General features: G+C 59.4%; 16 protein-coding genes. 10 read left to right on the forward strand and 6 right to left on the reverse strand.

The genetic code is table 11. From position 1 onward, the window contains the following. Positions 1 to 37 precede the first annotated feature (37 nt). Both V7787_RS10075 and V7787_RS10080 read left to right on the forward strand, forming a co-directional pair. Positions 38 to 769 carry an SDR family NAD(P)-dependent oxidoreductase gene (locus V7787_RS10075; protein ID WP_014591532.1) on the forward strand — a complete coding sequence of 244 codons (732 nt, stop codon included), beginning with the start codon at positions 38 to 40 and terminating at the stop codon, positions 767 to 769. Between the two features lie 69 nt (positions 770 to 838). Then, complete coding sequence (locus tag V7787_RS10080) at positions 839 to 1,048, forward strand: tautomerase family protein (RefSeq protein ID WP_014753565.1); 210 nt, start codon at positions 839 to 841, stop codon at positions 1,046 to 1,048. 157 nt (positions 1,049 to 1,205) lie between these two features. Here V7787_RS10080 and V7787_RS10085 read toward each other — a convergent pair whose 3' ends face one another. After that, positions 1,206 to 2,243, reverse strand: coding sequence for a sensor domain-containing diguanylate cyclase (locus V7787_RS10085; protein ID WP_064490814.1), 1,038 nt, complete (start codon positions 2,241 to 2,243; stop codon positions 1,206 to 1,208). Positions 2,244 to 2,614: 371 nt separating this feature from the next. On the opposite strand from V7787_RS10085, the gene V7787_RS10090 reads away from it, so the two are divergent. Both V7787_RS10090 and V7787_RS10095 read left to right on the forward strand, forming a co-directional pair. Continuing rightward, on the forward strand, positions 2,615 to 3,100 hold the full coding sequence (locus V7787_RS10090; protein ID WP_064490813.1) for a DUF2165 domain-containing protein: 486 nt from the start codon (positions 2,615 to 2,617) through the stop codon (positions 3,098 to 3,100). A 45-nt stretch (positions 3,101 to 3,145) separates the two neighbouring features. Further along, on the forward strand, positions 3,146 to 3,862 hold the full coding sequence (locus V7787_RS10095) for an SDR family NAD(P)-dependent oxidoreductase (RefSeq protein WP_003250689.1): 717 nt from the start codon (positions 3,146 to 3,148) through the stop codon (positions 3,860 to 3,862). A gap of 171 nt (positions 3,863 to 4,033) precedes the next feature. On the opposite strand, the gene V7787_RS10100 is transcribed toward V7787_RS10095, so the two are convergent. The 3 genes from V7787_RS10100 to V7787_RS10110 all read right to left on the reverse strand — a co-directional run bounded on the left by V7787_RS10100 (position 4,034) and on the right by V7787_RS10110 (position 5,384). Further along, positions 4,034 to 4,297, reverse strand: a complete 264-nt coding sequence (locus V7787_RS10100; RefSeq protein WP_003250694.1) for a DUF3077 domain-containing protein — start codon at positions 4,295 to 4,297, stop codon at positions 4,034 to 4,036. A gap of 151 nt (positions 4,298 to 4,448) precedes the next feature. Then, positions 4,449 to 4,691, reverse strand: coding sequence for a hypothetical protein (locus V7787_RS10105; RefSeq protein ID WP_014860884.1), 243 nt, complete (start codon positions 4,689 to 4,691; stop codon positions 4,449 to 4,451). Between the two features lie 474 nt (positions 4,692 to 5,165). Beyond that, positions 5,166 to 5,384 carry a hypothetical protein gene (locus V7787_RS10110; RefSeq protein WP_047603968.1) on the reverse strand — a complete coding sequence of 73 codons (219 nt, stop codon included), beginning with the start codon at positions 5,382 to 5,384 and terminating at the stop codon, positions 5,166 to 5,168. Positions 5,385 to 5,560: 176 nt separating this feature from the next. On the opposite strand from V7787_RS10110, the gene V7787_RS10115 reads away from it, so the two are divergent. The 5 genes from V7787_RS10115 to glsB all read left to right on the forward strand — a co-directional run bounded on the left by V7787_RS10115 (position 5,561) and on the right by glsB (position 9,018). Continuing rightward, complete coding sequence (locus V7787_RS10115; protein WP_014591527.1) at positions 5,561 to 6,277, forward strand: hypothetical protein; 717 nt, start codon at positions 5,561 to 5,563, stop codon at positions 6,275 to 6,277. Between the two features lie 149 nt (positions 6,278 to 6,426). After that, positions 6,427 to 6,840, forward strand: coding sequence for a thiol-disulfide oxidoreductase DCC family protein (locus V7787_RS10120; RefSeq protein WP_081273128.1), 414 nt, complete (start codon positions 6,427 to 6,429; stop codon positions 6,838 to 6,840). Further along, positions 6,825 to 7,385: a GTP cyclohydrolase I FolE gene (gene folE / locus V7787_RS10125; protein ID WP_064490812.1), complete on the forward strand. Its 561-nt coding sequence runs from the start codon at positions 6,825 to 6,827 to the stop codon at positions 7,383 to 7,385. The genes V7787_RS10120 and folE overlap by 16 nt, the downstream gene beginning before the upstream one ends. Before the next feature lie 35 nt (positions 7,386 to 7,420). Further along, positions 7,421 to 7,879, forward strand: coding sequence for a DUF3429 domain-containing protein (locus tag V7787_RS10130; RefSeq protein ID WP_064490811.1), 459 nt, complete (start codon positions 7,421 to 7,423; stop codon positions 7,877 to 7,879). A 230-nt stretch (positions 7,880 to 8,109) separates the two neighbouring features. Next, complete coding sequence (gene glsB, locus V7787_RS10135; protein WP_014591518.1) at positions 8,110 to 9,018, forward strand: glutaminase B; 909 nt, start codon at positions 8,110 to 8,112, stop codon at positions 9,016 to 9,018. A 39-nt stretch (positions 9,019 to 9,057) separates the two neighbouring features. Here glsB and V7787_RS10140 read toward each other — a convergent pair whose 3' ends face one another. Continuing rightward, positions 9,058 to 11,469: a TonB-dependent siderophore receptor gene (locus tag V7787_RS10140; protein ID WP_064490810.1), complete on the reverse strand. Its 2,412-nt coding sequence runs from the start codon at positions 11,467 to 11,469 to the stop codon at positions 9,058 to 9,060. Positions 11,470 to 11,723: 254 nt separating this feature from the next. On the opposite strand from V7787_RS10140, the gene V7787_RS10145 reads away from it, so the two are divergent. Continuing rightward, entirely contained in the window at positions 11,724 to 12,380 is a 657-nt protein-coding gene (locus tag V7787_RS10145; protein ID WP_336087791.1) for an HD domain-containing protein, read from the forward strand. Between the two features lie 28 nt (positions 12,381 to 12,408). On the opposite strand, the gene V7787_RS10150 is transcribed toward V7787_RS10145, so the two are convergent. Further along, positions 12,409 to 13,572: an AAA family ATPase gene (locus V7787_RS10150; RefSeq protein WP_336087793.1), complete on the reverse strand. Its 1,164-nt coding sequence runs from the start codon at positions 13,570 to 13,572 to the stop codon at positions 12,409 to 12,411. Positions 13,573 to 13,641 lie beyond the last annotated feature (69 nt).

The following is a 13,641-nucleotide window of genomic DNA, read 5'->3' on the forward strand; positions in this document are numbered from 1 at the left end:
CGGCGCACTTCGGCGCCACCTGATTGGGAGAAACGACATGAGCAACAGCAAAACGGTAGTGATCACCGGCGCCTCCAGCGGCATCGGCTTCGGCCTGGCCAAGGCTTTCCTCGCCAGTGGCTTCAATGTGGTCGGCAATGCCCGCTCCGCCGGACGCCTCGCCGAGGCCAAGGCACAACTGGACAGCCCCGCCTTCATCGGCGTGGCCGGCGACATCGCCAAGCCTGAGACCGCCCGCCGCCTGATTCAGGCCAGCATCGATGCCTTCGGCCAGGTCGACGTGTTGGTCAACAACGCTGGCTTCTTCCTGCCCAAACCCTTCATCGAATACAGCCCGGAAGACATCCAAGGCATGCTGGAGACCAACCTCAAGGGCGTGGTCTACGCCTCCCAGGCCGCCGCCGCGCACATGATCGAGCGGCGCCAGGGTCACATCATCAACATCACCGCTGCCGTGGCGCTGCAACCCAACATCGCCGTGCCCGCCGCCCTGCCGGTGCTGATCAAGGGGGGCCTCAACCAGGTCACCCGCGCCCTGGCGCTGGAGCTGTCGTCGCACAACATCCAGGTTAACGCGGTGGCTCCCGGCATCATCGAGACGCCGATGCACGATCCGGCCAGCTTCGACTTCCTAAACGGCCTGCAACCGGCCGGACACATCGGCCGCGTCAGCGACATTGCCGACGCCGTGCTTTACCTGGCCAACGCCGGGTTCACCACGGGCGTGGTGTTGCCGGTCGACGGCGGTATGAGTGTCGGCAAATGGTAATAGGCTGAACGTAACGGGGAGGCATCCCGCCTCCTTGCCCTGAATTCCCCACCCCATAGGAGTAATACCATGCCCTTCGTCAGCGTCCGCATCACTCGCGACGGCGTCACTCGTGATCAGAAAGCCCAGGTCATCAAGGAAATCACAGAGACCTTGCAGCGAGTGCTCGGAAAGAAACCTGAGCTCACCCATATCGTGATCGAGGAGGTCGACACCGATAACTGGGGCTACGCCGGCATGACCACCACCGAGTACCGCAGCAAAAAAACTCAGGGATGAGCTCCGAACTGCCCCGGCGGCGCGAATCAGCGCCTCCAGGGCGGCCTTGGCTCGACACGCTTGCGAAGGAGAACCCACTTGGAGACCGGGGTGGCCAATACGCTAGCGCATCTCGTATAGGGAGAGTCTCGCCCCATGTTACCGAGACTCAACTTCCTCAGGATAACGCTGGCACATAGACAACCTGGTCACGCCCCCCATGTTTGGCCGCATAGAGACCGCCGTCAGCGCGCTTTATTGCATCATCAATCTGCTCACCCTGGGTGAGCAGGGCGCATCCGATGCTCATGGTCATCTTCCGAGGGCCGCCGGGTAACAGAAACGGCGCGCTGCCGATTGACTGACGCAAGCGCTCCGCAATCTGCGTTAATTCTTGGCTATCTTTAACCCGTAGCAAGGCCACGAATTCCTCTCCTCCTTGGCGTACCAGCAGGTCATCTGGCCGAAGCGTAGCCCGCAGTCGGCGGGCGCACTCGCAGAGCACTTTATCGCCGGCATCGTGGCCATGCTCGTCATTGACCGATTTGAAACGGTCGAGGTCTGCGTATACGGCACCTAGCTGTAAACCTCGCTCCTCAGCCAAACGAAGCTCTCGGTTCTGAAATGCTGCCAATGCCCCGCGGTTCCATAGTTGTGTCAAAGGATCAAGCAAAGCCCTGCGCTGCCCGCGATCCATTTCAACACGCAGAGCGCGATTGACCTGAGCTAGGCTCCGCAGTTGCAAATAACCCTCGGTGAGCGTGGCTAAGTCCCGAAAATTAGCCTGTTGCGCTTCGCTGAGCTTCCGCGGCCGAGGATCGAACATGCACAGGGTGCCAATGGCTTTGCCATTTGAGGCACGTAACGGGTGGCCCGCATAGAACCGGATATAGGGTGGGTTCAGCACGAGGGGATTGTCCTCGAAGCGTGTATCGCACCTGGCGTCGGAAACCATCAAGGTATCTTCACCGAGAATCGCGTAGCCGCAAAAAGACACATTGCGCTTCGTCTCGCTTACCTCGATACCGATTCGAGCCTTGAACCACTGCCGATCCTGATCGATTAGGCTGATCAGAACGGTCTCCACCTGGGCTAGTTCTTGGGTGAGTCGTACCAAGGTATCAAGATAATGCTCGGCCGGCGTATCGACCAAGTCCATGTCATCAAGTGTGCGCTGACGAAGTGCTTCATCAGAGGGTAGGGGACAAGCTGGCATGTCTGTTACTCCACTCCTTGGTTCGTTTTTTCACAAATGCGGATAGAAAACTCTCAAGCATCTTGACCAATGCCGCACACGCTCGGCGCCTTCAGGCCAGGTCAGCCGGAATAGAGAGCATAGCAAACCGGTTGGCTCTATCCCGGATCCTCCAGTGGGTATACCTGCGGCGTTGATCGGCGCGGCTCGGTCGGTCGCCCAAGACCTCGACAAACTTCTCAGACCTACAGACGGCTTGAACGAACGGTTGAGGTTGTCGCCCCAGGCAGCCTTATTGGAAATCCGGTATTGACCTCGAGTTAAGTCAAGGTTTTAGAGTGGCGTCCGGACGCTCTCGCTGCTTTCGGAAACGAACTCACAAAGGACCAGGAATGGACACTCCGACTTCACTGCTGATTTTCCAGATCACCTGCTGCATTGGCTTGAGCCTGTGGCTGAGTATCAGCCTGATCAACAACCTGCAGGCCTTTGCCAGCTCAGCCGGGGCGATCGGGGAGACCATGTCGATGGCGCCGCTGGCCCAACCTCCCGCAATCAGCCTCCCTCTGCTGGTGAGAGCGATGACCTCTCACGCCATCCATCGCTTGGCCTTGTCGATCATAGTGCTGACACAGGCAGCCGCCGCTCTCGCGGCTTGGGTTGGCTGCTATGAACTGCTGCTTGGCGCCGGCTTGGAGGTGGCGCGGCCCTGGTTGAACCTGGCCTTGAGCGCAGCGCTCGGGTTCCTGCTTGCGATGCTGCTGGGCGGGATATGGTTCGGCTACTGGATCCGCCAGGAAGGGTTGCAACTGACCCATCTGCTGTTGATGGTCTGGATCCTGCTGCACTTCGTCGTACTGAATGTTCGGTGGAGTTGAGCGGCCCAGGGAAGCTTGCAGCATTTCAGTTAAAAGGAGCAACAGATGAAGATGATGATCGTAGGCGCCGGAAGAGGGTTGGGCCGGGCTTTGCTCGAAGGGCTCGGCAAGCCAGGGGACACGCTGATCGGCGTATCACGCAAACAGCCGTCAGACTTGGCCCTTGCCCCGGGCATCGACCTGCAGTGGGTCGATGCCGACCTTGCCAAGCCAACGGCGGCTGTAGCACAGATCGCGGATCGGGCACCTGCCGATCTGGATGTCCTGATCTACAACGTTGGCATTTGGGAAGAACACGCCTTCAGCGAGCACTATGCCTTCCTTGACGACAGCGACGAATCGATCACCAGCCTGGTCGAGGTGAATATCACAGCCACGCTGCTTTTGCTCAAGCGCCTGGTGCCCAAGTTGCTTGGTGCGCCCCGGCCGCAGTTGATCCTCACCGGTTCGACCTCAGCTCTTCGCCAGAGTGGGCGCCCCGAGGTAGCGTTCGGCGCCTCAAAGTTCGCCCTCAACGGCATGGCTGATGCGCTGCGCGAAGGTTTCAGGGATGACAACCTGGCGGTGACCGTGCTCCAACTGGGTTATCTCAATACCGACGACTCCCTGAACACGCCATTGGCGCAAGCCGCAGCACGTGGCGAGCGGCGCCAGGTACCGGTGCATGATGTGGTCACTATGGTCGACGCGCTGTTGCGCTTGTCCGGGGCTTCGTTCGTACGGGAGCTGATCTTGCCGGCTATCGGTGATGAGCGCTTCTGACGCCAAAGCACCGGAGCCTTTGCGTGAGGGTTCGGCTTTGATGTCTCAGTCGATGGAACTGAATCTTGGACCGCGTCCAGCAAGAAAAGAGGCAAGGAGCTAGGTCGTTGGGTCGCCTTCAAAATCGGGAGTCGCATAGGTCTTGAAGGCACCCAGTCAATGATGAGTCATTCAGCGCATCATGCCCAGTTCAGCATCATCCATCAGCGCCTTGGCCAACGCGCAAAGGTAGTGCGAAGCCCAGATCAACTGAGGTTTATCTTCCATCAATCCATCCAGAGTCATGTCCCGTGCATAGCCCATCAGCTCGGACGCCTGTTCACGGGCGCTTTGGCAAGGGATGCCGGCTTCGATGCGGAACAGCGGATGGGTCTGGTTTTCACCTTGGTAGAAGGTGGTTTTGCCGACGGTGAATTTGGTTTCTTCTGTGGACATTGTTCAGTTTCCCCAAGATTGCTTCAGCCTGTACGGGCCTATTCGCGGGTGAACCCGCTCCTACGGGAGCACGGCAGTCTTCAAGGCTGAGGGAGTGCCGGTGAGGGGGTAACCGCGAAGAGGCCGGCCCAGGCAGTACATCAGCGAGACGTCAGTGCGTAGTGCGAGGTTCAGTGGGCATCTGCACCTGGGCTATTGCGGACTCGAGCAAAGCTCTCAAGGTCTCCAGTTCATGCATCGAGGTCATCATCAGAATCGACGCGGGTGACTTGGGCTGCAGCAGCATTGCCTGATGCACGACAGTTGCAGCGCAAAGCGCGTAATCCGTGGCCTGGATCAGGGTGTCTTCAAGGCAGAGGGACCGGTGGGGTGGATCTGGAACGATCTTGAGCATGGCGTAACTCCAACGTCGGAAAGTGGAGCTACCTCAACCTTGCTGTCAAACAAGATGGTGGCAGCTGTACGCGGGTTGACAGACCGAGACGTTGGCACTCGGCGCACCACAGGGTGCCCACACGTACAGCCGCCATGAAAGCGAGCACATGAGGACAACGTCAGCGGTCTGTCAAAACCGGTCGCTGAATTGGCAGCGACAGGCCGAGACTAGGGCTGACTATTTCCATGTGCAACGAAAATCAGGCGCGAGGAGTATCTTTGGGAAATGGCCTACAAGGAAGGGGTAATTTCTGATTTTTCGACCCGCTCCCATTCCCCAAAACGTCGACAGGAAACATGCGGGCAAAAGAAAGCCCGCCGAGGCGGGCTAAGTACTATCACGTAGGGATAGCTTCATCCTGCCCAAGCCACTGTGAAAATTGGGTGAAAGAAAGGTCCCCATAACGTGATCATCCAGAGGGCCCCGCGCCCTTCAAAGCTCGGTTTTCTGCCGCTGGTGGCGCTGAAAGCGGGTAACCGCGATCTGGACGGCAGCTGCAACGAGGCACAGTAGGCCGACTTTCCAGCTGCCCTCCAGGCCGTAATGCTCGGCGATCTTCCCTGTGATGATGACGCTAACGAAGATGGCGAAAGGCAGGATCAGTTTGTTCATCGGGTCTTCCAGCAGGCTGCAGATGGCTCGGGTAAACATACAGTTCACCCAGTGGAAAGGCCGCGATCTTAGCAAATCCGGTTGCGGCGTTGTGGTCACTTCCAGAGCGGTTGCAAGGTGTGTTGTCTGTATCGCGATAATGGCAAAGGGTCAGTATGGACTTGCGCGACCCAGCCCTCGAAACTGATCCATTCGCATCTGGACCAGGGCCGGTCATGAATAACCTGCAACGCACACTCTCTCTCATGCTGCTGCTGGCAGCCGCTTCATTGACCGCCTGCGTCCCCTGGAAACGCGAACGCGCCGCCTACGCGGACCTTTGCGAATCCGAGTTCCAGTTCAAAGTGCCAGGCCCGCAGGGGGAGACCACCCTCTACCTGGAAACCTACCTCTACGACCACGCCGCCCTATGGGGCGAAAAGCGCTATGAGCAAAGCCTGTACGTGCAGTACCCGGGCGAGAAGTACTCACGGCAGGAATTCTTTGTGCAAATGATCGCCTACAACAAAGACCGCCAACGCCCGTCGACCGATGCCAAGCGTGGCGAGCCGCCGATACCGGTGCTGTACGACAGCCGTCAGGCTTACATCACCTTTGAAGACGGCTCGCGCCTGAATGCGCGGCCCGAGGTGTACTTGGGCATCAACGAGACCTACGACTTTCCGTTGGTGAATGAGAAGACCGCCCGGCCATCGCCATACGACATCAACAGCGATGAAGTGCACCGGATGATTCCCAGGATGACCAACAACAAGCGCTATGGCTCGGCTTATGTGATCTTTCAGACGGACAAGTTCGAGGCAGATTCCAAGTGGACGATTCATCTGGGGGCACTGGATGTGCAGGGCCGCAAGGTGCAGATTCCGCCGCTGAAGCTCTGCTATCACCCCGTGAAGAAATGGATCGGGATCGAGCCGCTCATGCGGCCTTGAGTGGAAGGTGTCCGCCATGGGAGGTGTGGCGGCGCTCGATCTCACCGGCAACACAAACCCACCGGCGAACACCTCCCAGCCCCCCCATTGCGAATTTCCTGGTTTCAGCTAACTTATACAAAAACCTGTACAAGCATGAGAGGTTGTACATGTATTGTAAGTGGCCCTTCACCCTGTACTTTGACGGCGCCTGCCCGTTGTGCGCTCGGGAGATAGCCTTCCTGCGCAGGCAATCGACTGGGGGAAAGCTCATCCTGGTTGACATCAGTGCTGATGATTTCGATGCAGGGGCGTTGGGCTTGACGGTTGAGCAACTGAGGTCATGCCTGCATGGAAGGTTCGCGAGCGGGCAGTGGGTTACAGGCTTGGACGCCACCTTGTGGAGTTGGCGTGCTGCCGATGTGGGCCTGTGGGTCGCGCCACTGGCTTGGCGTCCGCTACGTCCCCTGTTTTCGGTGCTTTACAGGCTGTTCTGTCGATTGAGGCCACACTTGGCCTGGCTACCACATCCCGATGGCGGGCACCGTTGTAGCGGTGAGGAGTCCAAATGTCACATTCGTTAGCCGAGCACTATCATGAAATCCTGGTCGGTATTGGTGAAAACCCGCAGCGCGAAGGGCTTCTGGACACACCCCAGCGTGCGGCAAAAGCGATGCAGTACTTGTGCAACGGGTATGCCCAGGATCTTCACGAGGTCGTGAACGGTGCTCTGTTCGAGAGTGAAAACGATGAAATGATTGTGGTGCGTGACATTGAACTCTACTCATTGTGCGAACACCACATGTTGCCGTTTATTGGCAAGGCGCATGTCGCGTACCTGCCAACAGGACGCGTGTTAGGGCTTTCCAAGGTTGCACGCGTAGTGGATATGTTCGCCCGTCGTTTACAGATACAGGAAAACCTCACGCGGCAAATTGCGTATGCCGTGCAGGAAGTCACGGATGCTGCAGGGGTGGGGGTCGTGATCGAAGCCAAGCATATGTGCATGATGATGCGCGGTGTAGAGAAGCAGAACTCGGTGATGATTTCATCCGTGATGTTAGGTGCATTTCGCGACGCCCCCTCGACGCGGCACGAATTCCTTAACCTCATTGGACGACACAACTGACGTCCGGTCCTGAACCGTCGCGAAGGGGCGCCCAGATGAATACCGATGCTACTGCTTTATCTCCAAGCCGCTTCGCTGTCCTGGGTTACGGCGGTCTGCTGCCGTTTATTGGTTTGACGCTGCTCATCCTTTTTTGGGCTGAATATCGAGCGTTTTTCTCGATGATGATGGTTGGCTATGGCGCGGTGATATTGAGCTTCGTCGGTGCCCTGCACTGGGGGTTTGCCATGACGTTGCAGAGTTTGCCCGCGAAGCAGCGTCAAGAGCGACTGGTGTGGAGCGTTATACCGGCCCTGATCGGTTGGGTTGGCACGTTGCTGCCTGTGCCGGTGGGGTGTCTGGTGTTGACCTTCGGTTTTGTCGGCCATCTTTGGCAGGATCGCAAACTGGCGCAAGCCGTGCCTGGGTGGTATCTGCCGATGCGCGTGCATTTAACGGCTGTTGCGAGCCTCTGTTTGCTGGTCAGTGCACTTTCGGTATCCGTTCATTTTTGAAACCCCCAGTAACCACCGCCGAACGCTGACGATCACTGCCGGCCGTGCTGACATGGGTTTGTGCAACCGACCCTGCATTACAGCTGCCTTCAAGGCCGTAACGCGCGGCGATCTTCCTGGCGATGACGACGCTGACGGTGATTTGTTTCTCAATGTGTGATCTCTCCCGCTCAGTCTTCGTCAAGAAGACTGCCCCTCGCCGTCGTCTGGGGATTGATACAGGGCCTTCCATGCAAACGCTGTTGAACGAGATTCTCGAAGAAGTACGTCCCTTGATCGGCAAGGGCAAAGTCGCTGACTACATTCCCGCGCTGGCTGACGTGCCGGCGAACCAGCTGGGCATCGCTGTCTATGGCAACGATGGCAGTTACCACTGCGCAGGCGACGCGCAGGTGCCATTCTCGGTGCAGAGCATTTCCAAGGTGTTCAGCCTGGTTCAGGCCATTGGCCATTCGGGGGAAGCCATTTGGGAGCGGTTGGGGCATGAGCCTTCGGGGCAGCCGTTCAACTCGCTGGTGCAGCTGGAGTTCGAGCGCGGGCGGCCGCGTAACCCGTTCATCAATGCAGGGGCATTGGTGATCTGCGATATCAATCAGTCGCGCTTCGCTGCCCCCACGTTGTCGATGCGCGATTTTGTCCGACGGCTTTCAGGCAACCCCCACATCTCGATCAATACCCGGGTGGCTGATTCGGAATATCAGTTTCGCGCGCGCAACGCTGCCATGGCGTACCTGATGCAGTCATTTGGCAACTTCCATAACGAGGTCGAGACGGTGCTGCGCAGTTACTTCAGTTACTGCGCACTGCAAATGAACTGCCTGGACCTGGCGCGGGCATTCTGCTTCCTGGCCAATGATGGGTTCTGCAAGCACAGCGGTGAGCAGATCCTGACGCGGCGCCAGACCCAACAAGTGAACTCGATCATGGCCACCAGCGGGCTGTATGACGAGGCGGGGAATTTCGCCTTCAGGGTGGGTTTGCCTGGCAAGAGTGGCGTGGGTGGCGGGATCGTGGCGATCGTGCCGGGGCAATTTACCGTATGCGTGTGGTCGCCAGAGCTGAATGCGGCGGGCAACTCCCTGGCCGGGATGGCGGCGCTTGAGCTGCTCAGTTCGCGGATCGGATGGTCGGTGTTCTGATCTGCGAACTCAGGGGCCATCAGGCGTCGCCTTGGCGGGTCAGAACGCGTACACCAACGTGGCCGTGGCGCTGCGTGGGCTGCCATACCAGCCGCGCGCGCCAATCGCCGTGTAGTAGGTTTTGTCCAACACGTTGTTGAGGTTCAGTGAAACGCTGGTCTGCGGCGTGAAGGCATATTGAGCCATCAGGTCGACCACGCTGTAGGGGTCCTGGGTGAACGTTTCGTTGTTGGGCCCGGCGCTCTTGTAATACTCGGTACCCTGCCAGCGCACACCACCCCCTACCTTCAACTGTGGCAGGGTCGCCAGGCGGTAGCTGGTGAACAGTTTCAAGGTGTCTCGCGGTATTTCAGTGTTCAGGCGGTCGCCATCCGAATCCTTGCTCACCGCATAGGTGTAGCTGGCCGAGACCTGCCAATCAGGCAAAATCTCGCCCGCCATTTCCATCTCGAAACCACGTGTCTTGGTACCCGATTCGGCACGGTAGGCTTGGTTGCCGTCTGGCGCCAGGTTGCTTCCGTCGGCTACCGCCAGGTTGTCCTGGTGCACCTCGAAAACGCTGAAAGCCGCGGTCAGGCGCTGGTCCCAGAACTCACTCTTCAGACCGAGCTCGTAGTTCACGCCTTCCAGCGGGTCCAGGTAGGTACCGTTGATATCCTTGTTGCTCTGCGGCTTGAAAATGGTGGTGTAACTGGCATAGGCCGACCAGTGCTCGTTGAGGTCATACACCAGGCCAAGGTAGGGCGTGACGACCCCGGTTTCGCTACGTGAGGTGCGGCTTGTAGCGCCGGACGACAGGGTGGTAGAGGTTTCGTCGCGTTTCCAGTCGATCAGCCGCGCCCCGGTAACCAGCGACAGGTCATCCGCCAGGCTCCAGCGTACCGAAGCCACCAGGCCGTCCTGGGTTTCATCCAGCGCATCTTCCGAGGACTTGGCATGGATGGCGTCTGGTATCGCCAGCGAACCGTCCCAGGTGTAAATGTTGTCGATGGTCTGGATCGCCCACAGCGGGTAACCGTCGTTGCGGTAGTAGGCGCGGTAGTGACTGGCCCCGAGATAGGCCTGGTGCTCGCGGGACGACAGCACGAACGGGCCCGACGCCGACAGGTCGAACGAGGTCTGCCGGGGCTCGCCGGCCCAACGCCCCGTCCAGGTGCTGATGCCACTGCCATCGGGATTGACGGTGCCGCTGGCCGCGGTGGCAAAGGCGTCGTCATAGCTGCGACGGCTGTGTTCGGCATTCAGTCTCAACTGCCAGCCGTTGTCCAGTTGATGCTCCAGCGTAGTGAATACCGTCTTGGTGCGACGCTTGTGATAGCTCCAGTCCGAAGCTGAATTGAACGTGCGGGAGGGGCTGAAGTGACTGCCATCTGAATTGAACATCGGGAAGCCGTGGTTGCCTGCCCCGTCGTTGTCCATCTCCTGATATTCCGCACCTGCTGTCAGCATCGTGCTGTCGGTGATGTCCCACTCCAGCACCCCATAGGCCACCTGCCGTTCCAGCGACTGGCGGTCGACGTAGCTCTGGCTGTCGGTATTGGAGGCGACAAAGCGCCCGCGGACATTGCCGCTTTGCGTCAACTTGCCAGAAACGTCCAGTTCGGTGCGGTAGTTGTCCCACGAGCCCGCTTTCAAGGTCAGCTTGCGTTGTGTTTCCAGGGTCGGCTTCTTGCGGATCAGGTTGACGGTGGCGCCCGGGTCGCCGGTGCCGGACATCAGGCCCGTGGCACCGCGCACTACCTCTACCCGGTCATAGGACACCATGTCGGAGAGGTCGTCCCTGAAACCAAAGGTATCGGGGCGGTTGATGCCGTCCACCTGGATGCTGCCGACCTCGAAGCCGCGCACGTAGATATGGTTGGCGTCGCTTCCGGCGGGCCCCATGCTGTCAACGACCACGCCCGGTGTCTGTTCAAGCACCTGGGCAACATCGTTCAGGTTCTGGTCTTCAATCTGCTGGCGGGTGACCACGCTGACCGATTGGGGTGTCTCGCGTGCCGACAGCCGCAGCCCGGTTGCGGTATTGACCGAGCCGGTGGTGTAGCTGCCGGTGCCTTCGGTGGTGGCACCCAGGGCCATGCTGGAGACGGTGGTTGCCGCAAGCTCCATGGCACCATCCTGTTCAGCGCTAACCAGCATGAAGCGCTTGTCGTCCGCTGCCTGCACCTGCAAGCCACTGCCTTGCAGCAGTTCTGCCAACGCCTGATGCAGTTCGTAATTGCCGTGCAGCCCTTTGCTGTGTAAGCCAGCGACTTCTTCTTGGCTGAAACTGATGACTGCACCGCTGGCGTCGGCAAACTGGTCGAGTGCGTGAGCCAATGACCCTGCCGGGATGCTGTAACCCACAGGCTCGGCCCAAGCATGTGCAGTGCCCAGCAGCGAGCCCGCGAAGCCGACCGCTAGCGCGGTTTGGCGAATACGGGTGGCGGGGGAGGAAAAGCGAGCGGACATCCATTGACTCCTTGCTGATCGAATACAAGTGCTCCCAGTAACAAACGTGTTGTTGACGGAAATACTTAGTAGCAAGGTGCTGATAGGGCTGAGGATCTACTTTGACAGTAATATCCTCATCGCAGCACAAGGCTGCTCCTGCCAGTGCTGTACAGGCTTTGAAACCGACATGCAGGCTCTCGGTACTTGCCCAGGGCAGCGTACGGACGGCGCCCGTGAACCCGCGCTTTCACCGGAAATGGAACCTACCGAAGATGACCCGCGAAGCGTTTGCTCCTTATCAGTGCCTTGCCACTGACTTGCTGAAGTATCTGCCGTCTGACCAGAATGATGGCTCCCACGACTTGGCCCATATTCAGCGCGTGTGGGTCAATGCGCACCGGATTCAGCGGGTAGAGGGTGGCGACCTTGAAATCTTGCTTGCGGCGACGGTGCTGCACGACTGTGTGGCGGTGGAAAAGCATTCGCCGTTACGTGGGCAGGCCTCGACGTTGTCGGCGAACAAGGCTGCATCAGTCCTTGCTGAGATGGGCTGGCCGAGCGGGCGTGTTGAGCAGGTAGTGCATGCGATCAAAACGCACAGTTACTCGGCGGGGTTGGAACCGCTGACACGTGAGGCCTGCATCCTTCAGGACAGTGACCGGCTTGACGCCATAGGCGCGGTGGGTATTGCCCGGTGTTTTTACGTCTCCGGGCGAATGGGGTCGGCGCTCTATGACTTCGAGAATCCTTTCGCGCAGCAGAGGGCGTACCAGGACGGGGCGTATGCCATCGAGCACTTCCAGACCAAACTGCTCAAGCTCGCCTCGGGCTTTAAAACCCAAGAAGGGGCTCGCCTTGCTGCCGAGCGTCATACCCGGCTTGAAACCTTTCTTACCCAGTTCATGGACGAGATTACCGGGGCAGGTTAGTCATGCCGGGCTTGTGCCGTCCTTGAATTCAGTCCGCCCAGCGCCACAGCGGCTCATCCAGCAACCCAACCCCCCGCAGCTGGGTTTGCCCTTGTATTTTTTCCAGCTCTAGCACATTGCACCCGTCACAGGCTGCCAGCGCGTTGATTAATGGCGCACTGTGCGATACCACCCAAACCTGGCTACGGCGTGATGCACGAATGATCAGCCGCGCCAAGGCCGGGAGCAGGTCCGCGTGCAGACTGGTTTCCGGTTCGTTCAAGACCATCAGCGATGGCGGCCGTGGTGTGAGCAGGGCGGCCATCAGCAGAAGATAACGCAGGGTACCGTCCGACAATTCAGCACCCTCGAGCGGGCGCAAAAGCCCGTGCTGGTGCAGCCGTACACTGAACAGCCCGCCAGGTGGCGCATTGATCTCCAGACGGCTGCCGGGAAACGCGTCATTCAGCGCTTCCACCAGATCCTCCACATCGCCAATTTCGATAATGGTCTGCAACGCCGAGGCCAGGTTGCGCCCGTCGTGATGCAGCACCGGCGAGCGAGTGCCCAGTTGGGGTTGACGGCAAGGCGCGTCACGGTCAATCCGGAAGTGATCGTAAAACCGCCAGCTGTTGATGAACGCGCGCAGGTCACCGATTTCCGGTGCCTGGCGTGGCCGGCCGACGATGTTGAAAAAGCTCTCGCCGCTGTCAGCATGCTGATCGAGCACTGCCCAGCGGTTGCCCTCGCGGGCGCGCACCAGGGCGTTCTTGCGCTCGACCAGCAAGGAAGAGGGCCGATAGGCGCCAGCGCCCCAGATGGCCTCGCACTTTATTTCAGGGTCGAGCATGAACGCGCTCGGATACGGCAGGGGAATTGGCAGGCCGAGGGTGATGGCAAACCCGAGGTCCTCGGTGGCAAAGCCCAGGCGCAGGCGCCTGGCTTCGCTCGGATGCTGGCCTTGGATGGGCACTTCGCCGCGCCGCATTCGTGCGCTGGTTTCCGGGCCAGCCCACCAGGTCGAATCCAGCCCGCCCTCACGGGCGAGGGCTTCGACTACGCCGCCCTGTGCGGTTTCGGCCAGCAGGCGCAGCGCCTTGTATAGGTTGGATTTGCCGCTGCCGTTGGCACCGGTCACCAGGTTGAGTTGGCCCAGCGGCAGCACCAGGTGGTTGATCGAGCGGTAGTTGCCGATGGCGAGGGTAGTGAGCATGCAGTGCTTCCCAGCGTGGACCAGGCGACCGATTGTGGCCGAAGCGTGCCTGCCTTGTCAGCCACCCCT

The sequence above is a fragment of the Pseudomonas sp. CGJS7 genome, from assembly GCF_036961695.1.